The sequence below is a fragment of the Cupriavidus agavae genome (genome assembly GCF_004217045.1).
In the GTDB taxonomy this organism is placed as follows: domain Bacteria; phylum Pseudomonadota; class Gammaproteobacteria; order Burkholderiales; family Burkholderiaceae; genus Cupriavidus; species Cupriavidus agavae.
On sequence record NZ_SGXM01000013.1, the window covers coordinates 1 to 24,939 of the forward strand.

Here is a 24,939-nt window from a genome sequence, read left to right on the forward strand (position 1 = left end):
CGACTCAATGAACGGCCGAGAAAGACATTAAACTTTGATACACCCGCTGAACGATTCCATCAGACCGTTGCGTGGACCGGTTGAATCTACAGTCGAGAACCGCCGATTGAGCTTGGTGGGGCCTGTGAGTGTGCCGAAGACCGGGTCCCTCCAGTAGCCGTCAGCCGTCGAGGCTTCCTATTTCCGCCATGGACGACGAGAGGAGGACAACGCCGAAACGAGTAGCTTCCAGCGCGTAAGCCCCAATCTGCAGCCCAGCATCGCGCTCATCAACGGCCGGCACCCTGAGCGTTGGTGAAAGTGGCTTACCGGTGATTGCAGTTGCCGAAACGGGCCAGGCAATGCCACACCTGTTTGAGCATCTGCGCATCGTGCTGGTTGACGCGCACGGCCTCGCCAATCCGCGCCGGAGTAAGCAAGCGTGCGCCGGCCAGGGTCGCCGCAAGTTCCGCGACGGCTGGACCGCGGTACTCGTGCTGTCGGCACAGCAACTCTGCCTCTGCGCGAAAGCCGGCGTGCCATTCGACATGACATGGCAATGCATGGGCAAGCGTCTCGACACGCGTATCCCGGAATGATGGGTCGAGTACGATGGCCTCCACGTCGCGTGCGATTAGCACCCCGCCATGAACATGAGCCTCGATATAATGGTCAAGGGGATCGACCTGTCCCGCCGCGGCAGCCAGATGATCGACAAGGGCGAAACGATCGAACACGCCGAAGTGACGAGGCTCGTAGACGCTGTCTGGGTAGCAAAACGTCGTGCGATCCAGCGTGCCGGGCGTAAGCCGCAGATGGGCTGATCCAAAGCGCGGCGCTGCGCCGGCTGCTGCATCATCCAGATTCAGCGCGCCATAGCATGGTCGCTCGGAAGGTGGCGCTGTGTCATAGGCCTGCCCGAATATCCGGCTTTCCCATTGCCACCGGTCGCCACCGGGATACGCCGTCAGTCCACCATTGCTGGTGCCAGTTTCGAACTGGGATCGATACACGCCATCTTCTGCCATCACCGCCAGTAGCGGCCGCCCGCGAAACAACCGATCCGGGTGGAAGTTCAGCGTTACGCGCCAGCCTGGATCCATCGGCTGTCCCGTAGATCTCGCGGCAACGTGGGCCCATGCACGGGCGGCGAGGGTTCGGACGGATGACATGGTGGCGCGGAGCTTCGCAGAAACAATTCACCAAAATTACCTAGCAGCACATTGGCTGGGCCAGATGCTGCCGGGTAAATAATCTCCTCCGGCGCCGTAGCTCCGGGTCCTATGGTAGCCAGCGATCCAGGTCCGGCTAACTACCATCCTCTCAGAGAGACAAGTCGAACGGCATTTACGCGTTTCATTGCCGCCGTTCCACGGCGTATCGAGCGGCGGTCCCCTGAGTAGCGGGGCGCCTCCCGGTCTTCAGAATTTAGCTAGCACTTCGCCTTATTGGCCTGTCCCGGTGGGCAACCGCCACTGCCCTTACTGCGACGACGCGATGCTCTTCCCCGCAAGGTTTCATCTTCGGCCCTCCCCGTAATTGCAGGATATCAATGGCTGCATTGCTTTGGGCAGCGTCTAAAAGGAGCGGCGACCCGCGATGTATTGCATAATGCACATCAGAAGTAAGTAGAAATAAAAACGCACTTTGTGAGTCAGTTGCAGATCAAGGGAACGGCTCCCCCTGCGCCGGGCGTCGCCGGCCAGCACCACCACCCGGCAGTGGCCTCCGCCAACAGTTCCCTTGAGAAGGCGCACACCCGTTCCTGAGTTCAGCCTACGCAGCTTCCGAAAGGCTGCCTTGCGTCTGCTGCCATCGATAGCGGCAGCCCCGAACGACGCAGAAGGGTCGGTCAGAGCCTAGTGGGCCATCACGGCCGTCGACCAGAAGCCTGAGACCGGCCAGGTGCGGCCGGCCAAGAAAGTACCGGACTGACCGCCTTCAACGTAAGAGCCGTCGTTGGAGATCAATCGCTATTCAATTTTTGCGAGTCGCTCCTGTACAAATTCCATGAACCGCTGCGTCTTTGCCGGTAGCAGTCTTGTCTCCGTGAGGGCATACACGGGCTGTGGCCTGCCCTGCCATTCAGGAAGGATTTGACGAAGCCGGCCAGCCGCCAATTCTTCGGCGACTGCAGCTCGAGGCAGCAGAATTATGCCTTGGTCGAGTGTAGCCATCGTCCGGAACATTCCGACGCTGTTCAAGACATAGCGGCCGCCAATCTTCACCTCGGTACTCGTCACGCCGCTTTCCAACGCCCATGTGTCGACCTTTGGAAAACCAAGGCACTCATGGCGTGCTAAGTCTTGAGGCGTCTCTGGCACCCCAGCCATTTCCAAGTACCGCGGCGATGCGTAGACCTGTGCTCTCAAGACGGCCAACTGCCGTGCAATTAGGTTCGAATTCGGCTGCTCCCCCATGCGAATGGCGACATCGAACGGTTCGGTGACCAGATCAACGCGGCGCGGCGTCAGGTCGAACTCAAAGGTGATCCTCGCGTAGCGCTCAGCAAAGTCCCTGATGATGGGTGCTAGGTAGATAGTCGCGAAATCCACAGGAAGGGATGCCCGAAGGAGGCCACTAGGCTGGGCCAGCATCTCGCCTAACTGCTCGTGCGCGACACGAGCTTCATCAACGATACGTCGACAGCGCTCGTAGTAAATCTGCCCTGCCTCCGTAAGTTCAACCTTGCGGGTCGTCCGATGCAGCAGGCGCAGCCCGATCGCCTTCTCGAGCAAGCTGATGCGCCGTGAAAGCGTTGAGTTTGGAACTCCCGTTGCATTAGATGCGCCTCGGAAGCCTTTGGCATTTACGACCTCGACGAACAGAGACATGTCGTTCAGGAGTTCCATGCTCCGCTGCTCCGCTGCTCCACAAATGGATCAATGATTTCCATTTTGTCATGTTTATCCCACCAACAGTTTAGTCCATCATGGATATATCTCGAAAGCGCTCCATGAAAAAAGACCCATCCTTTCAGTTCAAGACAACCTCTCTTACTCGCAGCACGGTGGCAGGCAAACGCGTCGTCATCGTTGGCGGGACCGGGGGCATAGGTCGTGCGTTTTCGCGCGAGCTTGCTGGCCTCGGGGCAAGCGTCCTCGTAGTCGGACAGACGTTCCGTGATACCGACATTCCCAGCATTGAATTCTGGAATGCCGACCTTAGCCTTATGAGAGAGGCCCAGCGCATCGCTGACCTACTTCCTGCCGAAGAACTCGACCTACTCATATTCACCACCGGCATCTTCGCCAGTCCTCTCCGCCAAGAAACGCCTGAGGGGATCGAGCGCGACCTTGCCGTCAGCTATTTGAATCGTCGAGTGATGCTGCAGTCGATTGCGCCGAGATTGGGGGCAGGCCGCAGCGCTGGACAGTTCGTGCCGCGCGTCTTCCTAATGGGCTATCCGGGTGGGGGGCAGAATGGTTCCTACGACGACCTCAATGCGGAGCGCTCGTACAAGGCCATGCCGGTTCACATGAATACCGTAGCGGGCAACGAGATGCTAGTCCTTGAGGGCGCGAAGCGCTGGGCCAACGCATCGTTCTATGGCCTGAACCCTGGCCTCATCAAAACCAATATCCGCGACAACCTTTTGGGACAGGGAAGCTTCAAGTCGCGCGTTCTCGAAGGACTGATCGGGCTGTTGACACCCACTCCTCAGGAGTACGCGAAGCGCATCGCACCACTTTTCTTTGCACCGGAGCTCGATGGCCACAGTGGTGCCATGTTCGACCGTAAAGGCGTCGCAATACTCCCGTCCTCCGGCCTCACCGATGAGCACATAGGCAGGTTCATGGCCGCTTCGGACACAGTTATTCAGAAGGCCAATCGAGCCCATCACTAAATTCATATCCTACGGATCTTTATGTCGACTCCATTCTTGCCCGTTCCCCTCGGTCGCTACACCCTCCAGAACCGCTTCGCCATGGCGCCTATGACGCGCTCACGCGCCCAGTACGACGGCACGCCCACTACAGCTATGGCAACGTATTACGGTCAGCGCGCAACGCTGGGGCTCATCGTGACCGAAGGTACTCAACCGTCCGAAGACGGTCAAGGCTACATGATGACGCCGGGCATTTATACGGAGGCCCATGTCGCTGGATGGAGGGCAATTGCCGACGCCGTCCACGCCAAGAATTCGCGCCTCTTCATTCAGCTTATGCACGCAGGTCGCATGTCCCATCCAGACAACACGCCGCATCATCGCCAAGCTGTCGCGCCATCTGCCATCGCCTCCGGTGAACCCATGTTCACGCCTACCGGCATACAAGCGGCACGGGTGCCTCGTGAAATGAGCATCGAGGACATTCGACAGACCATCGCGGACTTCCGGCACGCCGCCTCCACGGCTATTGAAGCAGGCGCCGACGGCGTGGAAATCCACGGCGCCAATGCTTACCTAATTCAACAGTTCCTGGCTCCGAGTGCAAACCATCGCGCCGACCTGTACGGTGGATCTATCGAGAACCGAGCTCGATTTGCCATTGAGGTCGCGAGAGGCGTTGCCGAAGAAATTGGGGCTGAACGCACGGCGATTCGGCTTTCCCCCGGTACGAGGATGTGGGGCATTGACGAGGGTGCCGACGGCCCAGATCTGTACCGCTATTTGGTGACGGAGCTAGATAAGCTGGGTCTTGTCTACCTACACGTGATGCACTTGGGAAACGAACTACTAATTGATGACATCCGCAAGCGTTGGTCGACCGCACTGGTAGTTAATCGGCCGGGGCGGCCCCGTGAATCAATTGGCACCGACTTGTCGTCGGGCTTCGCAGACATCGAAGCTTACGGGCAGATGGTGTTGGCGAACCCGGACTTCATCGCCAGACTCCAGGCCAACGTACCGATGACACCGGCCGACCGCAACACCTTCTTCGGAGGTGGCGAGGTGGGCTACATCGACTACCCCGCGCTGGAACAGAATCCCACCACCGCCTAAGAAGGAGCAACCGCCATGCCTGTTGTCGTCCCACTTCAAAGCGCTAGCTATGGCTCCCAGTTTCGCGCCTTAGGATTGCGCGGGGCCGCTCGCTACCTGGACCCCTTTATGAACGTTGACCACGCTTGGATGAGCGGGCCAACTTTCCCACCTCATCAGCATGCTGGCTTCGCGGCCATTTCGTACGTCTTCCCCGACAGTGAATCTGGGATGGCAAACCGCGACTCGACTGGGTTGAGCAACCTCATCAAGCCAGGTGGTGTGCATTGGCTCATGGCAGGAAACGGCGCGACGCATGAAGAAGTGCCGGCAGTAGAAGGCAAGACGGTGCACTCCCTGCAAATCTTCGTGCAGGTTCGGCCGGCACTTAGATCGGCGCCGGCTTCAACGCTATCGATTGAACCGCAGGACATACCCGTTGTCTCGCTGCATGGCGTGAACCTGCGCGTGGTGGCCGGTGAATTTGCCGGGCGCCGCGCTCCGGGCATCGCTCCGGCCGACGTCGACATGTTTGATGTAGCGCTCGAGCGCGGAGCGGAGCTGAGACTGCCGTTGACTCGCGGCCGTTCCACCTTCTTCCTGCCCGTTCATGGCACGGTCTCTGTGTCGGGCAACGACTTTGGGTTGGATGACCTAACGGCGCCCGTATTCCAGTCCAGCGAAATGGTAAGCGAAGTTGTGCTCAGCGCCCCCCATGGCGCGGCCAAAGTGATGATCTTCAGCGGAGTTCCCTACCACCAATAGCACTTTAATCTAGGAGATGACCATGGCTTTCGAACGACTGACCGGCAGCAACGCTGCACTCCTCCTGATCGACCATCAAGTCGGCACCATCAAAATGGTGTCGTCCATGCCGGGCGGAGAGTTGAAGCAGAATGCGGTGATGCTAGCGAAGACAGCCCACATCCTTGGCATGCCAATCGTGCTCACGACCAGCATGGAAGACCATCAGCAAGGACCACTCATCGATGAGCTACAGGAGATCAGCCGCGACGCATTCGATGCGAGGGTCAAACGAACGGGTATCGTCAACGCCATGGAGGATCCACTCTTCGCGCAAGCGGTTCAAACCACACGGAGGCAGCGCTTCATCCTTGCTGGCGTGACCAACGACGTCTGCACCGTGTTTCCGGCATTGAGCTTGCTCGACCGAGGGCACGAGGTATTCGTGGTTGCAGACGCCGGCGGCTCGCCGAGTGCAATGGGCGATAACTTGGCGCTGCGCCGCATGGAGAGAGCGGGTGCAACGGTGCTGGGCACGGGGCAGGTGGTCGCAGAACTGGCTGAGAACTGGTCGAGTCCGCAAGGCCAGGAGATATTGCAAAAGGTTATCGCCCCCGCGATGCGCTAAGGGGGCTTGACATGACTAAATCCTCGCCTTTCCCCGGGGCCCAGATCGACGCCCATGATACGGTCCTAGTGCTCATCGATTACATGCCCACGCTAATGCTGGCTTGCCAAACCATGGAGCCGCAGAAGCTGACCGCTAATGCGGTTGCACTGGCCGAGATCGCCGCTGCATTCGACCTCCCCATCATCACTACCGGCGGCCGTCCGAAGGACCCTTTTCTTCCGGAAGTCGTCGCAGCATGCGAAAAAAGCCGCCAGCACGTCGAGCGAAATTGCGTCGACTGCTTTGAGAGCCCCGCCTTCGTGGACGCGGTCCATAGGACTGGCCGGAAGTCAGTTGTCTTCGCCGGCATCACCACGGACCTGTGCGTCATGCAGCCGGCGCTCACCGCCCGCCGCAGAGGCTTTACCGTTCAGGTGGTCGTTGATGCTAGCGCATCGTTCACCCAGCAAATCGAGCAGGTGTCGCTCCTCCGCCTCCAACAGGCGGGGGTGACGCTGACGACTTGGGTCATGGTCGCCTCGGAACTTCACCGGGCAAGCAACTGGCAGGATGGAGTGGGGCCGAAGCTGATGAATGCTTTCCGAGCTCGCCATGGCGCAACGGCGCTTATTCAAGCTCTGGGTAGCGCATAGGTCGCTAAGCATGGCAATGTTCGTTATCCGTTGACAAACAGACATCCCAAATCGGTACTCTAGTGGCGGCTATGGGTCGGCAAGAGTCCTCGCCGACGGCTACCTCTAGACACGACTTGCCATGATCGTTTCAGCCCATTGCGTTGCTGAGCGGCTGTCGCGTCTATCTTTCATCGATCCAGGCCTTCATGACTTCGGTGGTGCTTCAACGCCTGTCGCAGACAAAATGGCGGGCGACAGACGGGCCCCGCGGATGGGAATCGCCGCCACGTTTGCGTTCAGGTCCTTGAGTTCCGCAGCAGTGAAGAAAATCTTGGCTGCACCGACGCTTTCCTCCATGTGCGAGATGCTCGTGGTGCCGGGAATGGGAACGATCCAGGGCTTCTGCGCTAACAGCCAAGCCAGGGAAAGCTGCGCCGGCGTAGCGTTTTTTGCGGGCAGCCCACGTTCTGACCAGGTCCACGAGTGCCATGTTCGTTCTCAGAGCATCGGGTTCGAAGCGCGGAACCGTTGCGCGAAAATCTCGCTTTTCGAAGCTGGCGGTGGCGTTGATGTTACCAGCCAAAAAACCCATGCCCAACGGACTCCAAGGTACAAAGCCAATGCCTAGCTCTTCGCATAACGGCAGCACCTGGGTCTCGGGGCCGCGATACAGCATCGAGTATTCGTTTTGGATGACGGCCACCGGACGCTCCCGGTGCGCGCGACGGACAGTCTGCAGCCCTGGCTCGGACAAACCGTAGTGCAGCACCTTGCCTTGCTTGACTAGATCCTTGATGGTTCCGGCTACATCCTCGATGGGAACTTTCGGATCGACGCGGTGTTGGTACAACGGGTCGATGCGGTCCGTGCGCAGACGTCGTAACTGTGCCTCAACGACCTGCCTGATGTGGGCCGGTCGGCTGTTCAGGCCGCCGCGTCGCTGGCCTGTTGCCGGGTCGATGTCAAAGCCGAACTTCGTGCACATAACGACGCGATCGCGAGCGCTGCCTTGCAGTGCTTGGCCGAGGAGCTCTTCCGACATGAAAGGGCCATAGGCTTCCGCGGTATCGAATAGCGAGACGCCCGCATCGGCCGCGCGCCGGATGAGGATAATGCCGCGTTGCCGGTCAGTGCTGCTGGAGTACAGATCTACCACTGCACTCGCTCTGTCGCCTGCATGCCACTGGACCCCTAAACCGACGGGAAACACCTTGAACGGCCCAAGGCTACGGCGCTCTGCAGATACAACCTTGTCCTGCACCGCTGATGGATTACTGACCGTCCTGGCGCAGGCGGATAGGAGCCAGGGAGCTACACCCAGCGCCGCTGCGGCAGCCAGAAACTGCCTGCGCGGCGTCGGATCAATAGAACGTACTTTCACTTCGATGGCTCCTGAATGAAATATATCTCGGGCGTCCGCTTATACTTCTCGTGCAGCGATCAGGGGAGTCAGCGCGGATATTGCGATTCAACGACCTTCTCGAGCCACTCTACCGACTTACCATCCAGCGCCTCCGCGAATGCGAAATGGCTCATGCCAACGTTCGGGCTGGCGCCATGCCAATGCTTGACGCCCGGCGGAATCCACACCACGTCGCCTGGACGGATCTTCTGGACAGGGCCGCCCCACTCCTGCACCAATCCTAGGCCGGCGGTGACAATGAGGGTCTGTCCAAGTGGATGCGTGTGCCAAGCGCTGTGCGCACCGGGCTCGAAGGTCACGAGGCCGCCTCCAAGGCGAGCTGGGCTAGGAGCCTGGAAACGCGAATCCACACGTACCGAGCCGCTGAAGTTCTTCTCAGGTCCGGCATTGGAAGGCTGGGAGCCAGCTCGCGTGACAGTGATTCGTGTGGCCTCTGCTGCGGATGCCGCAGAACATGTCAAGAACAAGGCAATGGCAATCACTGCTGGAGAATTCATTTTCGAGTCCTTCTTGCAAACAATTTCTATTGTGAGACCGTTGAGCTCGGCCTGGTGCGCGGTGCGCAAGCCGGGGCTATCGGTCGTTCCGCTTTTCACAAGCCGGTTCTGGTCTCTCCCTGATCTGGTTCTTCCAGAATTGCACTGCCTCGTCGATCCAGCCCTCGGCGCTGGTGCCGTGCCCGACGCCAAATCCGTGGCCCACGTCCGGATACACGCGGGACTCGACGGGTGCTCCGATTCGGCGAGGGGCGGCAACGCGCGTGTTCATCAAGGCAGGCGGTGCAATGCGGTCCCGGTCACCCACAACGACGAACGTCGGTGGCTCGCAGGCAGCCACGTCGGAGTGGCCCGTGTAAGCCATCACCACTGCGGAAGGCTTGGGCAGCGGTCGTCCCCCAAAGGCGACGGTGCCGTGCGAGCCGATCGCCGCCGCCATTCGCGCACCGGCAGAACTTCCCCACAGCGAGTAGCCGTGGGTATCAACCTGCATCGTGCTTGCGTTCTGGAAAACGTACGAGAGGGCTGAGGCCAGATCCTCCGTGGCCATGCTGCCGCCATGGCCGGCTCGATACTTGATGACAAATGCATTGAGTCCCCGCCTGCTGATCTCCGCGGCGTACGGAAAGCCCTCGTGCACAGCGCCAACATAGGAAAAGCCGCCCCCGGGCGCAATGACGGCGAAAGGCGCGCCAGGCTTGCCTCGAAAGAAGAACAGGCCGGTGTACTTTAACGCTGGTGCGGCGTGCTTTTCGGTTTCACTGTGAGAGTCGTAGAAGACGGTGAGCCCTGCGTTGGCATCGTCCACCATCCGATTCAGGGACGCGACCACGTTGTCGACAACCACGTGGCTGTGATACGGCAGGAGCTGGCCAATCTCTCTGAGCGGCATCGCTTCGTCGTATGGCTTGCCGTCCCAAGGCAGCATCCTGTGGCTGAAGCCGCGAAATGCGGGATGCCGAAGCAGGTCGCCAAGCCGATCACCTGCACGCAGGTGGGGAAATGGAGGTTTGGTGCCGTTTGGCCGTGCGGCATGCCCCGCGGGCTTGTCAGTGCGCATGGGACTCACGTCTGCAGCCTCGCTGCACGGCGTTGCCAGAGCCAGCGGCAGAACGCCATGCGACACCGCACGCACGACGCGAACGCGGAGCCTCGAGGCGGACTGTCGCTGGGGACCGCCAGGGTGTCGGCGCGACGATGGACTCCGGGTCATGCTTTTTACCGTGCAATATCTGGAAGTGCCCAATCACAGTCCCGTCATCTTGAGCACGGCTTCTGGCAGACGGTCGCCCTCGACCTGGATCTTTGACACCTCGTCGTTGATCAGGTCCAGGTCGGCTGCACTGAGTTCAAGATCGACGGATCCCAGGTTCTCTTCCAGGCGGTTCAGCTTGGTGGTGCCCGGAATCGGCACGATCCAGGGCTTTTGGGCCAGTAGCCAGGCCAGCGCGACCTGAGCAGCGGTAGCGCTCTTGCGCGTTGCCACTGCCTTGACGACCTCCACAAGCGCCATGTTGGCCTTGCGTGCCTCAGGAGAGAAGCGCGGCACATGGTTGCGGAAGTCGGTCGGATCGAACTTGGTGCCTTCGGAGATCTTGCCGGTCAGAAAGCCTGCGCCCAACGGGCTGAACGGGACGAAGCCGATTCCCAGTTCCTCCAGTACCGACAGCAACTCCAACTCAGGACCCCGCCAGAACAGCGAGTATTCGCTTTGCACTGCGGTCAGGGGTTGCACGGCGTGGGCGCGGCGGATGGTCTGGACGCCGGCCTCCGACAGGCCGAAGTGCTTGACCTTTCCCTCTGCGATCAGGTCCTTGACGGCGCCAGCCACGTCCTCAATTGGCACCGCGGGATCGACCCGGTGTTGGTAGAACAAATCGATGCGATCGGTGCGCAAGCGCTTGAGACAGGCCTCTGCAGCGGCTTTAATATGTTCGGGGCGACTGTTCGTGCCGACGCCGCGTGCTCCTGTTTTCGGATCGATGTCAAAGCCGAACTTCGTGGCGATGACGACCTCATCGCGGATCGGCGCCAAGGCTTCTCCGAGCAATTCCTCGTTGGCGAAGGGGCCGTAGACCTCTGCGGTATCGAACAGGGTGATGCCGCGGTCGTACGCGGCATGGATGAGCTTGACCATCTCATTCTTGTCCGGGGCCGGGCCGTATATGGCGGTCATGCCCATGCATCCCAGCCCGAGGGCGGAAACTTCCAGGCCACTACTTCCAAGTTTGCGAATCTTCATTTTCTTACTCCGTCCTAAGGACTGTGATCGGAACGGCGTCACTGGCCGTCCATGCTTGTCAGGGGGTGCCGAACCAATGTCAGGACTTGCAGAGCTCGTAAGCGGGGCAGCGGCAAGAGCCGCCATCATTGCGCGCCGGATGGGATCGGGGGGTGCTGCAGTCATGCCGGCTCCAAGGTTCAGCGTCCGACGCGGGCCTGCAAGTTCGCCGGGTAGCGATCGCCCTGAATCCGGACGTCCTGCAGGGCTCCGGCGATCTCGTCCAGATCCGATGCGGACAACACAAGTGCTGCGGCGCCAAGGTTTTCCTGCAGGCGATGCAGTTTTGTTGTGCCTGGAATCGGCACGATCCACGGCTTTTGGGCGAGCAGCCACGCCAATGCGATTTGTGCGGGAGTGGCGCCCTTCTCTGCTGCGATCCGGCCCAACAAGTCCACCAGGGCCTGATTGGCTCGCAGCGATTCCGGCGCAAAGCGCGGCACTTTGCTGCGGAAATCGTCCGCACCGAAGGTTGCGCTTTCCTTGATGGCTCCCGTAAGGAAACCTTTGCCCAGAGGGCTGAACGGTACGAAACCGATCCCGAGTTCTTCTAGCGTTGGCAGGATCTCTGCCTCTGGTTCACGCCACCACAGCGAATACTCGCTTTGCACGGCCGTGACAGGTTGTATGGCATGAGCCCGTCGGATCGTCTGGGCTCCGGCTTCCGATAGACCGAAATGCTTGACCTTGCCCTCTGCAATCAAATCCTTGACCGTCCCGGCCACCTCCTCGATCGGCACGTTCGGATCGACCCGGTGCTGATACAGCAGGTCGATCACGTCGGTGCGCAAGCGCCTTAGCGAGCCGTCGACTGCCAATCGGATCTGCTCCGGCCGGCTGTTAAGGATCTGCTGCTTATTGTCGTGACCGAAGGTAAAGCCGAATTTGGTGGCAATCACCACCCGAGAGCGCAAGGGGGCGAGCGCCATGCCCACCACTTCCTCGTTGAGGTAGGGTCCGTAGACCTCAGCGGTATCGAAAAATGTCACGCCGCGGTCAACGGCGGCCTGGATCAGGGACACCGCCTGTTGCGTGTCGGTTGCCGGACCATAGCCGTGGCTGAGTCCCATGCAACCTAGACCTAGAGCGGAAACTTCCAGCGTGCTCTTTCCAAGTGTCCGTTCATGCATCATTGAATCTCCTGTGACGCTACCTGCCTAACCAACGCGTATTAGCTTCGGCGGTTCATTCTGTTCGGCATCGGATCCACTGCTGTGCCGTTCACCGAGAAGCCGTGCTGGCCGTCGGATGGTGGGCTTATGCACTCATGCAATGTAGCAATCGTCGGAACGGGCGACTAGAGGTTAGAATCGGCACACACTATTGAATGGGGCTCATCAATGCCGAGAGAGAGCTACAACGACTTGTTTGCGTTTTTTGCTGTGGCCCGCGAACGCAGCTTCACGCGCGCGGCAGCGAAGCTCGGCGTATCCCAGTCCGCACTGAGTCACACCATCCGCGCTCTTGAGGCGAAGATGGAAGTGCGATTGCTGACGCGCACCACGCGCAGTGTGTCTCCGACGGAGGCCGGCGAACGCCTGATACAGAACGTCGCCCCCCGCTTCGAGGAAATAGAGGCCGAACTGGCGGCGTTGGGAGAACTACGCGATAAGCCAGCCGGCACGATCCGCATTACGGCCAGTGAGAACGCCGCGGAAACCGTCCTATGGCCCCGGCTTGCCAAGATCTTGCCCCAGTACCCTGAGATCAAGGTCGAACTGACGGTGGACGCGCGTTTTGCCGACATCGTGACAGAACGGTACGACATGGGCGTGCGCCTGGGCGACGACCTTGCAAGGGACATGACCTCGGTACGTATTGGACCTGACATGCGCGTGACGATCGTGGCGTCGCCCGCGTACCTGGCGAACCACGCCCCTCCGCTCAAGCCCCAGGATTTGGCTCAACATGAGTGCATCAATCTGCGCTTGATGAGCCATGGCGACCTCTACGCGTGGGAGCTCCAGAAGGGCAGGCATCAGGTCAAGGCGCGTGTGGATGGCCAGCTTGTTTTCAATGGGACCAAACAAATCCTGGATGCGGTGTTGGCCGGCTTCGGCCTGGCCTACGTGCCGGAAGACATGGCGCGACCTTTCATCACGAAGGGGCACTTACGGCAAGTCCTGCAGGATTGGTGCCCGTCTTTTCCTGGATATCACTTGTACTACCCCAGCCGGCGACAGTTGTCGCGTGCGATGACCGTGCTTATCGATGCACTGCGTTATCCATCAAGCGACGGTCTCGGCTAACGATCCAAGCGGGGCATTCATGGCTATAGAAGATTTCAACGACGTCCTCGCCTTCGTCCATGTCGTGCGTGAGGGTAGTTTCACCAGGGCGGCCGCCATCATCGGGGTTTCCGCCTCGGCATTGAGTCATGCCATCCGCGGCCTGGAGACACGGCACGGCGTCCGGTTGCTGACGCGCACCACGCGAAGCGTTTCGCCGACCGAGGCAGGCGAACGTCTCTTCCTCAGTGTCGCCACGCGGTTCGAAGACATCGATGCCGAGCTGGCCGCGGTGCGCAATCTGCGCGACAAGCCTGTCGGGACCATCCGGATCACATCGGCCGAGCATGCTGCCAACAACATATTGTGGCCCAAGCTCGCCAAGGCCATGGCCGCTTACCCCGACATTAGCGTCGAAATCACTGTCGACTACACCATGTCGGATATCGTGTCCCAACGCTACGACGCGGGGGTGCGACTGGGGAATCAAGTGGCCAAGGACATGATCGCTGTGCGCATCAGTCCCGATCAACGGATCGCCGTGGTCGGTTCCCCCACGTACTTCTCCAATCATCCAGTGCCAGTGACACCTCGCGAGCTGGCGCAGCACGACTGCATCAACCTGCGGCTTCCAACCCATGGTGGATTACTGCCCTGGGACTTCGACAAGGGAGGCGAAGAGATCAAGCTCCGGGTCACGGGACGATGGGTGTTCAACAACAGCTCATCGATCGTCCGGGCGGCGTTGGAGGGCCATGGCCTGGCCTTTGTTCCGGAGGACATGGTGTTGGATCGCATTGTCACGGGCGACTTGGTCCGAGTCCTGGACGACTGGTGCGCTCCCTATCAGGGCTACTACCTCTACTATCCCAGCCGTCGTCAGTCCTCCCGCGCCTTGGCCGTTGTTGTTGAAGCGCTGCGACATCGGGAGTAGGGTCGCGCCCCGACTCCCCGCTTCACGGCGTCGCTTAGCGTCCCCTTTCCGCAAGCCCAGCTCCTCATTCATGAGAACAGTTCAGCAGTCCTTGCTGAATATTGGTCTTAATCAAAAGGCTCACTCTCCGTACGATGCCATCTATCCAACAAGGGATGGCTGACCACTGGAGTACCAGCTTCTTCGGTTCACTTCCAATCCCGCACACGCACCGTTCGCGACCGCCACTTGGGGGCGATGCCGCCTTGCAACTTTAGGAGACGCGCAGTATGAAGCTCTTACCACCACTCATGGCGGCTCTGCTCGCGGCCCCGTCCCCGCAGGCGGGCGCGCAAAGTACGGTGCCGGACACGCCCGCCGCCCGGCAAGCCAAGGAGACGGCCCCTCAGCTTTTCGCTTACACGCAAGACGTGCTGTTCGGTGACGTGTGGAAGCGCAAGGAACTCTCGCCGCGCGACCGCAGCCTGGTCACCATGTCCTCGCTGCTGGCCAACGGCCAGAGCGCTCAAATGACCTCGCACATCAATCTGGCGCTCGACAACGGCGTGACACCACGAGAGATTGTTGGCCTCGTCACCCACCTGGCTTTCTACACCGGCTGGCCCAATGGCATGAGCGTGGTCGGCATCGCCAGGGAGGTATTCAACAAGAGGGGCATCAGTTCCGACCAGTACCGCCCTGCATCGGACGAGTTGGTGCCTGTCGATGCGGCCGCCGAAGCGAAGCGTGCCGCAGCGGTTGCCGCCACCGTTACGCCGATCGCCCCCGAGCTAGCGCGCTACACCGACGATGTCCTGTTCGCCGATCTGTGGCGGCGGCCAGACCTTGCCCCGCGAGATCGAAGTCTGGTGACGATGGCCGCGCTAGTGGCACGCGGCCAGCTTGATCAAGTGCCCTTCCACCTGAACCGAGCTATGGACAACGGTCTTACGCAAACGCAGGCAGCCGAGGTGGTCACGCACTTGGCGTTCTATGCCGGATGGCCGCGCGCCATGTCCGCACTGCCCGTCCTCCAGACTGTGTTTGCGCAAAGGAAATGATCCCATGACGAGCCTACCCAACATGCATTCGAAGAAACCCGCGGGATGGCTGACCGCGGTCGCCAGCGTGGCAATGCTGGCAATCAGCGTTGCCGCGTCCGCGGCAGACACGACCAAGCGGGCGCCCCTTGTCATTCAGGGGCAGGGCAGCTTCGCGGCCGGTGGCAAGGTTGCCACAGCGCCGGGCACCTTTGATCCGCGCAAGCCGCTTGAGCCAGCTGGTCAGACCTACCACGGCGACCACGCGTACACCTTCTACCAGATCCCGGTGAACGCGCGGAAGCTGCCGATCGTCATGTGGCATGGTGCCGGGCAGTTCTCCAAAACGTGGGAGACAACGGCCGACGGGCGGGAAGGCTTCCAGAACATTTTTCTTCGCCGCCGCTTCGGGGTGTTCCTGATCGATCAGCCACGCCGCGGCAATGCCGGTCGGAGCATGGTTGAAGCGACGCTCAAGCCAACGCCGGACGAGCAACTGTGGTTCAACCAGTTCCGCATCGGGCTGTGGCCAAACTACTTCGACGGGGTGCAGTTCGCCCGCGATGCCCAGACTCGCGACCAGTTCTTCCGCGCGATGACGCCGAACACTGGGCCCTTCGACATGGAAGTGGTCTCCAACGGGGTATCGGCGGTGTTCGATCGTATCGGCGCCGGCATCCTGTTCACCCATTCGCAGGGTGGCGGGCCGGGCTGGCTGACCGCGATCAAGAACGACAAGGTCAGGGCAATCGTCGCGTTCGAGCCGGGCAGCAGTTTTATCTTCCCGGAAGGCGAAGTACCGCCGCCGATTCCTAGCGCATTCGATACGGTGCAGGGAGCGGCAGTGCCGATGTCGCAGTTCGCTGCGCTCACCAGGATCCCAATCCTGGTCATCTACGGCGACAACATTCCCGAACAGGCACTCGACCTGCCCGCGCAGGACAGCTGGCGCGCGCGACTCACCATGGCGCGGTTGTGGCGCGACACCATCAACAAGCATGGCGGAAACGCCACGCTTGTCCATCTCCCGGAAATCGGCATCAAGGGAAACACGCACTTCCCGATGTCGGACTTGAACAATGTCCAGATCGCCGACTTGGTATCGAAGTTCCTCGCGGACAAGAACCTGGACTGACGCGCCAAGACGCAACTGCGCGCTGAAAGGACGCTGGTAGCGCGTGAGTGAAGCACGTTTTCAAACGATAAGGATCAACTATATGAAGAGTACAGTCGCCGGCGCGACGTTGGTGGCAGCCATCGTCGGCATGACCGTTGGCGAGGCTATGGCCGCGGATTACAGAAAGAACCCGTTTACCCTTGCCTACGATGGTGCCATCACCAGGAACGAGCCGGGCAAGGTCAACATTCATCCGGTGACGTACAAGCTCAACGGCTTGAACATCGTTGCCAACGTTTACACCCCGCCCAACTACGACGCGAAGAAGAGCTATCCGACGCTGGTGGTGGCACATCCGAATGGCGGGGTCAAGGAGCAGGTCGCAGGCCTGTACGCGCAGCGACTGGCTGAACAGGGCTACATCACGATCGCCGCAGACGCGGCGTATCAGGGCGGAAGCGGCGGGCAGCCGCGCAACGTCGACAAGCCGATGTATCGCATCGAGGACATCCACGGCATGGCCGACTTCATCACCCAGTACGCGGGAGTCGACCCTAAGCGCCTCGGATTGCTTGGCATCTGCGGCGGCGGCGGCTACTCGCTGGCGGCGGCGAAAACCGACAAGCGATTCAAATCGATCGCAACGGTCAGCATGTTCAACTCTGGACGGGTACGCCGCAACGGCTACAACGATTCGCAACTGAACACCATCCAGCAACGGCTTCAGCAGGCCTCGGCGGCGCGTGCGCAGGAGGCGGCAGACGGTGAGGTCCTCTATTCCGGCGACGCCAACCTGACGGACCAGCAGATCGGGGCGTTGCCGTTCGACCTGTACCGGCAGGGCTACGAGTACTACTGGAAGACCCATGCGCACCCCGGTTCGACGTTCAAGTACACAACCAGCAGCTTGCTGGATCTGGTGCGCTTCGACGTGAACGATCAGATCGACCTGATCGACCAGCCTCTGCTGATGATCGCGGGAACCAAGGCCGACAGTCTCTATATGACCGAGGACACGTTTCCGAAAGCTACCGGAACCCGCGACAAGGAGCTGTTCAAGATCGATGGCGCGACGCACATCGAAACCTACTGGGTGCCCAAGTATGTGAACGCGGCCATCGGCAAGCTGACGACGTTCTTCGCGCGAACACTATGAATCCAAGCCGCCTGATTCGAGAAACCAGGCGGCTGTCAACGGGAGGATACCGATGTGTGGACAGCATGCTGACGTGAATGCTACCGTGGCCCGTCCGCCCGCCACGGTGCTGGTTGTCGGAGCCACGGGCAGCATTGGCCGCCTTGTAGTGGCCGAGGCGCTCAGGCAAGGCTATCAGGTGCGGGCCCTGGTCCGCGATGTCGACAAGGCCCGCCGCGTACTGCCGTCCCAAGCGCAGCTCGTCGTCGGCGAGGTCACGCACATGAATGCGCTGCACGGAGCAGCCGATGGCGTCGATGCGATCGTCTTTACGCTGGGCGCGCCCAATGCAAGAAGCGTCGACTATGGCGGTGTGCGCAACGTGCTCGGCGCGCTCGGGCAGCGCAAGCTTCGCATCGCGCTGATGACTGCCATTGGTGTGACCAAGCGCGTGGATGCTCGCTGGGGTGCGCTCGAAGGCCACGACTGGAAGCGGCGCGCCGAACGTCTGGTGCGTGCCAGCGGATGCGCGTACACCATCGTCCGGCCCGGCTGGTTCGACTACAACGAAGCCGACCAACATCGCCTGACCCTTCTGCAGGGGGACACTCGCTGGGCAACCGATCCCAGCGATGGCGTAGTCGCCAGCGAACAGATCGCGGAGGTTCTGGTACGCAGCCTGTCGACTGCCGCGGCGACGCAGAAGACAGTAGAGCTCGTCGCGGAAAAGGGGCCACCCACGCAAGACTTCGACGCCCTGTTCTCTCCAGCGCAAGCCGACCCGTCAGGTTCGCTCGATGCCGTCCGGGATAGGGATAATCTGCCGCTGGCCGATGAGCCGATATTCGTGCGGGATGACTTGGCCGCGCAACATGCCCGCTCGGCAGGGACCGGCGTGGACGTAGGTGAGGGTCACGATGCCTAAGAACGGCACTGGCACCCTGGCATTCGCTGGCGCCACGGTTTCGCTAGCGGCGATGTTCGCCGCCTCCGCCAGCCCCATCCCGCTCTACGAGACGTACCGCGAATCGAACGGCATCGGGTACACCGATCTGTCGCTGACCGCGGTGGCCTATTTCGCGGGAACAGTGAGCGCGCTGCTGCTCCTTGGACGGTTGTCCAACCACGTTGGCCGCCGTCCTGTGACCTTGGCCGCGCTGGGTCTGTGTGCTATAGCCTGCCTGATGCTGCTGAACGTCTCGAGTGCCATCCCGCTGATTGTCGCGCGGCTACTGCTCGGATTGGCTTGCGGCCTGGCATCCAGTGCCACCGCGGCATACGCCATGGACAGCGCACCGCGATCACCGCATTGGCTTGGGGCGGCGGTCGCCAGCAACGGGCCGTTGCTTGGACTGACCGCAGGCGTGCTGGGTTCTGGCGCACTAGTTGAATACGCGCCCATGCCCAGGACCCTACCGTATCTGTTCGCGCTGGCCGGCCTTGCGCTGGGTGCCGCTCTTGTGGCATTCAGCGGGGAAACCGCCTCACGCACTCCTGGGGCGCTGGGCAGCTTGCGTCCGCGTTTCAGACTTCCCGCCCGCGCGCGCAAAGAGTTCGCCATCGCAGCCTGTACCTTCGTTGCGACCTGGGCACTTGGCGGCTTCTACCAGGCGTTTGGTCCCTCGATCGCGGCGCAGCAACTCGGCAGTTCCCACGCGATCGTGGCCGCCCTGGTAGTGGCGGCGCTGATGGCGCCCAGCGCGCTTGGCAGCGCGTGGGCCAGCCGCTTCCCCGCCACCACCGTGCAGCGCGCCGGCATGCTGACGTTCTTCCTGGCTGTGCTGGGCCTGCTTGCCTCGCTGCGGCTGCGCGCGGTTACACCCTTCATCGCCGCCAGCGCGGTCGCCGGCGTGGCGCTCGGCGCCACGCTCACTGGCGGTATCCGATCGCTGGTATCCGAAGCGCCCATGGGCGAACGAGCCGGACTCTTGGCGCTGATCTATGCGACTTCCTACTGCGGCGCGGCCGTGCCCTCCTTCGTCGCAGGCCAACTGGCACGCGGGCTGAGCCTCTTTCAGATCGCCATCGGCGACGCCCTCTTGGCAGGGGTTGCCTGTGCCATTGTTTTCCGTGCAACGGGTGGCGCCGCACGTTCTCCCCGGCTCAATGCGAGCCCGGTTCGGAGCGGAGGCGATCATGGTTGAGTGTCGGCCGGCGTCCTAGGCGTCGGCGATTCTTGCTAATCGGTGAATCTCACTCAACACCGCATGCGCGCTGTCGGACTTACTTGAAGCATCGTGCATCCCTAGCATACGCAGCGCATCCTTTCCGCCGCAACCCTCACCGGAGTTAGTCATGAACAATCTCAAGATGTCCCGTCGCGAGGTCCTTGCCTTGGGGGCCTCTAGTACCGCGGGCGCGGCGGCTTCGTCGCTCGTCGCTGGCAACGCGGTAGCACGGACACCCGCGGCGGATCACCCGAAAGATCCAACGGCGTTGCCGCCTACCACCGATCTATCGCTGGAGATAAACGGCAGAGCCGTCGTGCTGCAGGTCGACAATCGTACGACTCTTCTCGATGCGTTGCGGGAGCAATTACGCCTGACTGGCACCAAAAAGGGCTGCGACCAGGGCCAGTGCGGTGCCTGTACGGTGCTGCTCGACGGGCGGCGTATCAATTCCTGCCTGACCTTGGCCGTGATGCACGATGGTGCATCGGTCACCACCATCGAGGGACTGGGCACGCCCGAGCGCCTTCACCCGCTGCAAGCGGCCTTCGTCAAGCATGACGGCTTTCAGTGCGGATACTGCACGCCCGGGCAGATCTGTTCTGCGGTGGGTGCATTGGACGAGATTGCCGGCGGAATGCCGAGCTTCGCGGCGACGGACCCGGCCGCCACCCCCAAACTCTCAGCCATTGAAATGCGCGAGCGCATGAGCGGAAACCTGTGCCGCTGCGGTGCCTATCCCAACATCATTGCCGCGATTCTCGACGCGTCCGAGGCCTGATATGAAGCAGTTCACCTACGAACGCGCAACTTCTCCGGCCGATGCAGTTGCCAAGCTCGCCCGAGTCAAAGGCTCGCGATTTATCGCAGGGGGTACGAACCTGCTGGACCTGATGAAACTGCGGATCGCCACTCCCGCGCACTTGGTCGACATCAATGGCATCGGGCTGGACGACGTAACGCGGACCCCCGAAGGCGGACTACGCATCGGTGCGCTGGTGCGCAACTCGGATTTGGCATCACATCCGGACGTGCGTCGGGACTATGCCGTGCTGTCGCTGGCGCTGTTGTCCGGCGCCTCCGGGCAATTGCGCAACCGCGCTACCACCGGCGGTAACCTGCTGCAGCGCACCCGCTGTCCATACTTCTATGACGTCAACCAAGCCTGCAACAAGCGGCTGCCGGGCAGTGGCTGCGCTGCCGTTGGCGGCTACAGCCGCCAATTGGCGGTGGTCGGGGCCAGTGTCGACTGCATCGCCACGCACCCCAGCGACATGGCGGTAGCCTTGCGCGTGCTACAGGCGACGATCGAAACAATGCGCGTGGACGGGACAAGCCGCACTATCCCCCTCGACGACTTCTACCTGCCCCCTGGCAACACACCACATCGGGAAACGGTTCTCGATGAAGGCGAGCTCATCACTGGAGTCGTGCTACCACCGCCGATTGGCGGGCGGCACGTCTACCGTAAGCTGCGAGATCGCGCGTCCTATGCATTCGCTCTTATTTCTGTCGCCGCCATCATCGAGCACGACGGCGCAGTTCGCGTCGCCCTGGGCGGCGTCGCCCACAAGCCTTGGGCCGGCCCACTGCGCTGGAGGGCTGGCCAGTCACCCATGTCCATTGCACATCAATTGCTCGAGGGCGCCAATCCGACCCCGCACAACGCCTTCAAGGTCGATCTGGTTCGACGCACGTTGGCATCGATCCTCAGCGCCCCCGCGGTACGGGCGAGCTGACGCGCCGGCCCCAAGGAGAACAGCATGAAGTTCACACAGCCCGCTGCAGATAATCCGATCGACCAGCTCAAGGTCGTCGGCCATGCCTACGACCGCCTGGATGGCCCGCTGAAGGTAGCGGGTCAGGCGCGGTACGCCTATGAGCAACACGAGGTGGCATCCAATCAGCTGTACGGGGCAATCGTGGCAGCCGGCATTGGCCACGGCCGCATCCTCGACATCGACACCAGATATGCGATGGCCGCCCCGGGCGTCGAAGCGGTCATCACGGGTCGCACAGCCGGGAAGCTGGACGTCGGGGAGTTTTACGTCGCCAAGGCGTTGGCCGTCGACGCGGTGGAGCACTATCACCAGGCGGTGGCGGTGGTGGTGGCCGGCTCTCTGGAACAGGCGCGCGAAGGCGCCGCACGCGTGCGAGTGCGCTACATGCGCCAGCCCGGCGCCTTCGAACTGAAGCGGGCAAAGTTCGATGACAAGGCGCCAACGGGTAGCCCCGATTCGCACATCGGCGACTTTGAACGGGCCTTCGCCGCCAGTCCAGTCCAAGTCGATGCGACCTACGACACTCCCGATCAATCGCACTCGATGATGGAGCCGCACGCAACGGTCGCTGCCTGGAGGGGGGGGCGACTGATTGTGTGGACATCGATCCAGATCGTCTCGTGGGGGTTGCGCGACCTGGCGAAGATTTTCGGACTGCCCCAGGACCGCATCCGCATCGTGTCTCCATTCATCGGGGGCGGCTTTGGTGGCAAGGCAACCGTGCTCAGTGACGCCGTGCTGGCCGCGTTGGCCGCACGCCACTGCGGCCGCCCGGTAAAGCTCGCTCTAGAGCGGCACACCATGGTCAACAACACCACCCACCGGCCAGCGACTCATCAGCGCGTGCGCCTGGGCGCCGACCGTGAGGGCCGCCTGCAAGCGATTGGACACCAAAGCTGGTCCGGCAACTTGCCCGGCGGGCCCGCCGAGCGCTGCACCATTCCCACCGCCTCACTGTATGCCGGTGCAAACCGGTTGACACAGACGCGGCTAGGCCGGCTCGATATGCCGGAGGGCAACGCCATGCGCGCGCCTGGGGAGGCGCCGGGGCTGATGGCCCTTGAAGTCGCGATGGACGAACTGGCTGAAAAGCTCCACCTCGACCCAGTCGAACTGCGCATCCGCAACGACACTGCGGTCGATCCGACCAGCGGTAAGCGCTTCGGTACACGCCATTTCGTGGATTGCCTGCGCACCGGTGCCGAGCGATTCGGCTGGCACCGCCGTCGCACGGCTCCCCGGCAATGGATAGAGGGCGACGACTATGTAGGCTTCGGCGTCGCGTCGGCAATCCGGGGCAATAACGTGACCAACTCCGCCGCCCGTGTTCGTCTGCGGCGCAATGGCACCCTGCTCGTGGAAACTGACATGACCGATATCGGCACTGGCAGCTACACCATCATCGGCCAGACTGCCGCGGAGATGCTGGGGTTGCCGCTGGAGCGCGTCGAAGTGCGGCTGGGCGATTCCACGTTCCCGCGCGCCTCCGGCTCCTTGGGCCAGCGCGGCGCCAACAGCTCGACGTCGGGCACGTATGCCGCCTGTGCTCGGCTACGCGACACACTGTGCGCGACGGCCGGCCTCGACCCTGCGCGCGCCACCTTCGCCGATGGTTTCGTCAGTGAAGGCGATCGCCGCGTAGCGTTGAGCGCCCTTGCTAGACGCGGCGAGGTGGTGGTGGAGGACGGGATCGAATTCGATCAGGCTCGCGGTGGACTTGCACATCAAACTTTCGGCGCGCACTTCTGCGAGGTTCGTGTGAACCGCGCCACCGGCGAGGCGCGCGTCACGCGCATGCTCGCGGTCTGCGCTGCCGGGCGAATACTTAATCCGAAGACCGCGCGCAGCCAGGTTATCGGTGCGATGACCATGGGTCTCGGCGCAGCGCTGATGGAATCTCTGGCAGTCGATCCGCGTCTGGGCCTGTTCGTGAACCACGACCTGGCGTCCTACGAGGTGCCAGTACATGCCGACATCATCGAGCAGGAGGTGATCTTCATCGACCACCTCGACCCCCACTCCTCGCCAATGAAGGCGCAGGGGGTTAGCGAGCTAGGCATCTCCGGCGTGGCAGCCGCCGTTGCGAATGCGGTGTACAACGCCTGCGGCGCCCGCGTGCGCAGCTATCCGGTGACCATCGAAAAGATCCTTCCGCACTTGCCAGAACCGACCTGATCCCGTCGTCGCACGTTGATTCCTCTTGCAGCGGGCACTAACGTGGCCCAACGTTTCGCTTTGACAGCCCATATCCCGAGACGCTCGTATGCTCTATCTACGCCTAGCGGAATATGGGGCGGTGCGCTGCCACAGCCGCGCGGCCGCCGCGCCCAGTCTGAGACCTGGGGTAACGAGGTTTCGAAACGGTTCCGACAGCGTGGCCGACGGTGGGAGCCAGCACCAGCTTACAGCTTGAGAGTCGATGCCCCGCACCTGAGGAGGTGCGATCCGTCGCACCTTCCTAATCCGCCTTGCACCACTGACGTGTCGGCCTCAATCAGCGCCCTTCCATCGCGACAGCAGCTCCCCAGATCGACAACGCGCATGAGCCGTTCCAATGTTACATTGCATGTCAAAACTCTGCCCCACGAAGCGGCCAATTCTGCGGGACCCGGGAGGAGGCATCAAATTCCTACTGAGAAATACCGGTAGGCCAAGCCACAGAGTCAAGGTAATGGACGCGGCCCAGATTAAAGCAATGACAACGGCAGCCGAAGGGCTTACAGGGCGCTCCGCAGCCAGAGCCACCGACTCGCGGTGCGCGACCATGATCGCGGCCGGGACGATTTTTCCTACCGCCAAGATGCCCAGCGGTAGGGCAGCATACAACGCAAGGGCTGCGACAACACTGCTGTCCTTACCGCCGCTATAAGCGACGACGACAGGGTGGCCGGCCGCGAACAACGCAACGATGGCTGCGATCGCCTTGTCGGCCTTCATTTCTACGGGGTCGCATGCACCCTGCGGAAAGAGAGAAATGGTTTCCATGATGGACCTTGTCGATTGGGGTCCACGCCCCTACGGGCGAGGAGACCCGTTGGGTTGGAAATAAAAGAGAATTGCTCAGTTGTCTGGTGCTGCGATAGCTCGATCCTTCAGCAGCGCTGCGATCTCGCCATTCACATAGCGCCGGAAATAGTCGCGAACCGCCTCTCCCTGTCCGCCCATGAAAAAGACACGGCTGCGACATCGCCAGCGTCGACTTTCAGGATCTGCTGGACCTTCTCGACAGCGGCGTCCAGCGCCGCGTCGATAGTTTCCTCCACTAGCCACCGGATTCGCTCTGTGCTGCTCCCTAGCCAGTTGTCTAACGCTTCCTGTACGCGATTGGCTGCATGCACTGATAATTCGCTTTCCGCGTCGTCGTTTTGAGGGAAGGCGTTGGCGAACTGCCCCCCCGGCCCTGCACAGGTCGCCGGCAGTGTTGGCATCTAGATGATCATGGAGCTGCGCGAACGCCGTCACTG

Annotated in this window: 24 protein-coding genes and 1 pseudogene; 15 read left to right on the forward strand and 10 right to left on the reverse strand. The window is 61.5% G+C overall.

Annotation, left to right across the window (positions count from 1 at the left end; all coding sequences use genetic code 11):
* Positions 1 to 305: 305 nt before the first annotated feature.
* Positions 306 to 1,082: a DUF3626 domain-containing protein gene (locus tag EV147_RS24850; protein ID WP_235844999.1), complete on the reverse strand. Its 777-nt coding sequence runs from the start codon at positions 1,080 to 1,082 to the stop codon at positions 306 to 308.
* Between the two features lie 870 nt (positions 1,083 to 1,952).
* Entirely contained in the window at positions 1,953 to 2,831 is an 879-nt protein-coding gene (locus tag EV147_RS24855) for a LysR family transcriptional regulator (protein ID WP_130393902.1), read from the reverse strand.
* A gap of 104 nt (positions 2,832 to 2,935) precedes the next feature.
* Between EV147_RS24855 and EV147_RS24860 the strand changes: the two genes are divergently transcribed.
* The 5 genes from EV147_RS24860 (at position 2,936) to EV147_RS24880 (ending at position 6,910) form a co-directional block, all read left to right on the forward strand.
* Positions 2,936 to 3,826, forward strand: coding sequence for an SDR family NAD(P)-dependent oxidoreductase (locus EV147_RS24860; RefSeq protein WP_130393903.1), 891 nt, complete (start codon positions 2,936 to 2,938; stop codon positions 3,824 to 3,826).
* 21 nt (positions 3,827 to 3,847) lie between these two features.
* Entirely contained in the window at positions 3,848 to 4,924 is a 1,077-nt protein-coding gene (locus EV147_RS24865; RefSeq protein ID WP_130393904.1) for an alkene reductase, read from the forward strand.
* A 108-nt stretch (positions 4,925 to 5,032) separates the two neighbouring features.
* On the forward strand, positions 5,033 to 5,668 hold the full coding sequence (locus tag EV147_RS24870; protein ID WP_235845002.1) for a pirin family protein: 636 nt from the start codon (positions 5,033 to 5,035) through the stop codon (positions 5,666 to 5,668).
* Between the two features lie 22 nt (positions 5,669 to 5,690).
* Positions 5,691 to 6,275, forward strand: a complete 585-nt coding sequence (locus tag EV147_RS24875; RefSeq protein ID WP_130393906.1) for an isochorismatase family protein — start codon at positions 5,691 to 5,693, stop codon at positions 6,273 to 6,275.
* 11 nt (positions 6,276 to 6,286) lie between these two features.
* Positions 6,287 to 6,910, forward strand: coding sequence for an isochorismatase family protein (locus EV147_RS24880; RefSeq protein WP_130393907.1), 624 nt, complete (start codon positions 6,287 to 6,289; stop codon positions 6,908 to 6,910).
* 186 nt (positions 6,911 to 7,096) lie between these two features.
* Here EV147_RS24880 and EV147_RS26440 read toward each other — a convergent pair whose 3' ends face one another.
* The 6 genes and pseudogenes from EV147_RS26440 to EV147_RS24905 all read right to left on the reverse strand — a co-directional run bounded on the left by EV147_RS26440 (position 7,097) and on the right by EV147_RS24905 (position 12,223).
* Positions 7,097 to 7,351 (reverse strand): aldo/keto reductase, encoded by a 255-nt coding sequence (locus EV147_RS26440; protein ID WP_328591166.1) that lies wholly within the window; start codon positions 7,349 to 7,351, stop codon positions 7,097 to 7,099.
* A gap of 46 nt (positions 7,352 to 7,397) precedes the next feature.
* Positions 7,398 to 8,273 (reverse strand): annotated as a pseudogene (locus EV147_RS24885) (aldo/keto reductase); the annotation flags it as partial.
* Positions 8,274 to 8,341: 68 nt separating this feature from the next.
* Positions 8,342 to 8,812, reverse strand: coding sequence for a (R)-mandelonitrile lyase (locus EV147_RS24890; RefSeq protein ID WP_130393960.1), 471 nt, complete (start codon positions 8,810 to 8,812; stop codon positions 8,342 to 8,344).
* A gap of 76 nt (positions 8,813 to 8,888) precedes the next feature.
* Positions 8,889 to 9,872 carry an alpha/beta hydrolase gene (locus tag EV147_RS24895; protein WP_235845004.1) on the reverse strand — a complete coding sequence of 328 codons (984 nt, stop codon included), beginning with the start codon at positions 9,870 to 9,872 and terminating at the stop codon, positions 8,889 to 8,891.
* Positions 9,873 to 10,058: 186 nt separating this feature from the next.
* Complete coding sequence (locus EV147_RS24900) at positions 10,059 to 11,054, reverse strand: aldo/keto reductase (protein ID WP_130393909.1); 996 nt, start codon at positions 11,052 to 11,054, stop codon at positions 10,059 to 10,061.
* Between the two features lie 179 nt (positions 11,055 to 11,233).
* Complete coding sequence (locus EV147_RS24905; RefSeq protein WP_130393961.1) at positions 11,234 to 12,223, reverse strand: aldo/keto reductase; 990 nt, start codon at positions 12,221 to 12,223, stop codon at positions 11,234 to 11,236.
* A 210-nt stretch (positions 12,224 to 12,433) separates the two neighbouring features.
* Here EV147_RS24905 and EV147_RS24910 point away from each other — a divergent pair, with 210 nt between their 5' ends.
* From EV147_RS24910 to EV147_RS24955, 10 genes are all read left to right on the forward strand, one after another.
* A complete protein-coding gene (locus tag EV147_RS24910) occupies positions 12,434 to 13,342 on the forward strand; it encodes a LysR family transcriptional regulator (protein WP_130393910.1) in 909 nt (302 codons plus the stop codon).
* 19 nt (positions 13,343 to 13,361) lie between these two features.
* On the forward strand, positions 13,362 to 14,255 hold the full coding sequence (locus tag EV147_RS24915) for a LysR family transcriptional regulator (RefSeq protein ID WP_130393911.1): 894 nt from the start codon (positions 13,362 to 13,364) through the stop codon (positions 14,253 to 14,255).
* A gap of 269 nt (positions 14,256 to 14,524) precedes the next feature.
* Complete coding sequence (locus tag EV147_RS24920; protein WP_130393912.1) at positions 14,525 to 15,295, forward strand: carboxymuconolactone decarboxylase family protein; 771 nt, start codon at positions 14,525 to 14,527, stop codon at positions 15,293 to 15,295.
* A gap of 4 nt (positions 15,296 to 15,299) precedes the next feature.
* Positions 15,300 to 16,409: an alpha/beta hydrolase gene (locus tag EV147_RS24925; protein ID WP_157994723.1), complete on the forward strand. Its 1,110-nt coding sequence runs from the start codon at positions 15,300 to 15,302 to the stop codon at positions 16,407 to 16,409.
* Between the two features lie 130 nt (positions 16,410 to 16,539).
* Positions 16,540 to 17,547, forward strand: coding sequence for an alpha/beta hydrolase (locus EV147_RS24930; protein ID WP_407923289.1), 1,008 nt, complete (start codon positions 16,540 to 16,542; stop codon positions 17,545 to 17,547).
* Positions 17,548 to 17,620: 73 nt separating this feature from the next.
* Complete coding sequence (locus tag EV147_RS24935) at positions 17,621 to 18,451, forward strand: SDR family oxidoreductase (RefSeq protein ID WP_235845005.1); 831 nt, start codon at positions 17,621 to 17,623, stop codon at positions 18,449 to 18,451.
* Positions 18,444 to 19,670, forward strand: a complete 1,227-nt coding sequence (locus EV147_RS24940) for an MFS transporter (protein WP_130393914.1) — start codon at positions 18,444 to 18,446, stop codon at positions 19,668 to 19,670. The genes EV147_RS24935 and EV147_RS24940 overlap by 8 nt, the downstream gene beginning before the upstream one ends.
* Before the next feature lie 151 nt (positions 19,671 to 19,821).
* On the forward strand, positions 19,822 to 20,475 hold the full coding sequence (gene paoA, locus EV147_RS24945; RefSeq protein ID WP_130393915.1) for an aldehyde dehydrogenase iron-sulfur subunit PaoA: 654 nt from the start codon (positions 19,822 to 19,824) through the stop codon (positions 20,473 to 20,475).
* A gap of 1 nt (position 20,476) precedes the next feature.
* Complete coding sequence (locus EV147_RS24950) at positions 20,477 to 21,433, forward strand: FAD binding domain-containing protein (protein ID WP_130393916.1); 957 nt, start codon at positions 20,477 to 20,479, stop codon at positions 21,431 to 21,433.
* Between the two features lie 24 nt (positions 21,434 to 21,457).
* The gene (locus EV147_RS24955) at positions 21,458 to 23,650 is read left to right on the forward strand and encodes a xanthine dehydrogenase family protein molybdopterin-binding subunit (protein WP_130393917.1); all 2,193 of its coding nucleotides are present in this window, start codon (positions 21,458 to 21,460) and stop codon (positions 23,648 to 23,650) included.
* 315 nt (positions 23,651 to 23,965) lie between these two features.
* On the opposite strand, the gene EV147_RS24960 is transcribed toward EV147_RS24955, so the two are convergent.
* Positions 23,966 to 24,460, reverse strand: a complete 495-nt coding sequence (locus EV147_RS24960) for a hypothetical protein (protein WP_130393918.1) — start codon at positions 24,458 to 24,460, stop codon at positions 23,966 to 23,968.
* Positions 24,461 to 24,591: 131 nt separating this feature from the next.
* Complete coding sequence (locus EV147_RS24965; RefSeq protein WP_130393919.1) at positions 24,592 to 24,903, reverse strand: hypothetical protein; 312 nt, start codon at positions 24,901 to 24,903, stop codon at positions 24,592 to 24,594.
* Positions 24,904 to 24,939: the final 36 nt, after the last annotated feature.

Excerpts from the sequence above, each read along its gene's own strand:
- EV147_RS24850 (WP_235844999.1), bottom strand. The coding sequence starts at position 1,082 with ATGGATCCAGGCTGGCGCGTAACGCTGAACTTCCACCCGGATCGGTTG.
- EV147_RS24855 (WP_130393902.1), bottom strand. The coding sequence starts at position 2,831 with ATGGAACTCCTGAACGACATGTCTCTGTTCGTCGAGGTCGTAAATGCC.
- EV147_RS24860 (WP_130393903.1), top strand. The coding sequence starts at position 2,936 with ATGAAAAAAGACCCATCCTTTCAGTTCAAGACAACCTCTCTTACTCGC.
- EV147_RS24865 (WP_130393904.1), top strand. The coding sequence starts at position 3,848 with ATGTCGACTCCATTCTTGCCCGTTCCCCTCGGTCGCTACACCCTCCAG.
- EV147_RS24870 (WP_235845002.1), top strand. The coding sequence starts at position 5,033 with ATGAACGTTGACCACGCTTGGATGAGCGGGCCAACTTTCCCACCTCAT.
- EV147_RS24875 (WP_130393906.1), top strand. The coding sequence starts at position 5,691 with ATGGCTTTCGAACGACTGACCGGCAGCAACGCTGCACTCCTCCTGATC.
- EV147_RS24880 (WP_130393907.1), top strand. The coding sequence starts at position 6,287 with ATGACTAAATCCTCGCCTTTCCCCGGGGCCCAGATCGACGCCCATGAT.
- EV147_RS24890 (WP_130393960.1), bottom strand. The coding sequence starts at position 8,812 with ATGAATTCTCCAGCAGTGATTGCCATTGCCTTGTTCTTGACATGTTCT.
- EV147_RS24895 (WP_235845004.1), bottom strand. The coding sequence starts at position 9,872 with ATGCGCACTGACAAGCCCGCGGGGCATGCCGCACGGCCAAACGGCACC.
- EV147_RS24900 (WP_130393909.1), bottom strand. The coding sequence starts at position 11,054 with ATGAAGATTCGCAAACTTGGAAGTAGTGGCCTGGAAGTTTCCGCCCTC.
- EV147_RS24905 (WP_130393961.1), bottom strand. The coding sequence starts at position 12,223 with ATGCATGAACGGACACTTGGAAAGAGCACGCTGGAAGTTTCCGCTCTA.
- EV147_RS24910 (WP_130393910.1), top strand. The coding sequence starts at position 12,434 with ATGCCGAGAGAGAGCTACAACGACTTGTTTGCGTTTTTTGCTGTGGCC.
- EV147_RS24915 (WP_130393911.1), top strand. The coding sequence starts at position 13,362 with ATGGCTATAGAAGATTTCAACGACGTCCTCGCCTTCGTCCATGTCGTG.
- EV147_RS24920 (WP_130393912.1), top strand. The coding sequence starts at position 14,525 with ATGAAGCTCTTACCACCACTCATGGCGGCTCTGCTCGCGGCCCCGTCC.
- EV147_RS24925 (WP_157994723.1), top strand. The coding sequence starts at position 15,300 with ATGACGAGCCTACCCAACATGCATTCGAAGAAACCCGCGGGATGGCTG.
- EV147_RS24930 (WP_407923289.1), top strand. The coding sequence starts at position 16,540 with ATGACCGTTGGCGAGGCTATGGCCGCGGATTACAGAAAGAACCCGTTT.
- EV147_RS24940 (WP_130393914.1), top strand. The coding sequence starts at position 18,444 with ATGCCTAAGAACGGCACTGGCACCCTGGCATTCGCTGGCGCCACGGTT.
- paoA (WP_130393915.1), top strand. The coding sequence starts at position 19,822 with ATGAACAATCTCAAGATGTCCCGTCGCGAGGTCCTTGCCTTGGGGGCC.
- EV147_RS24950 (WP_130393916.1), top strand. The coding sequence starts at position 20,477 with ATGAAGCAGTTCACCTACGAACGCGCAACTTCTCCGGCCGATGCAGTT.
- EV147_RS24955 (WP_130393917.1), top strand. The coding sequence starts at position 21,458 with ATGAAGTTCACACAGCCCGCTGCAGATAATCCGATCGACCAGCTCAAG.
- EV147_RS24960 (WP_130393918.1), bottom strand. The coding sequence starts at position 24,460 with ATGGAAACCATTTCTCTCTTTCCGCAGGGTGCATGCGACCCCGTAGAA.
- EV147_RS24965 (WP_130393919.1), bottom strand. The coding sequence starts at position 24,903 with ATGCCAACACTGCCGGCGACCTGTGCAGGGCCGGGGGGGCAGTTCGCC.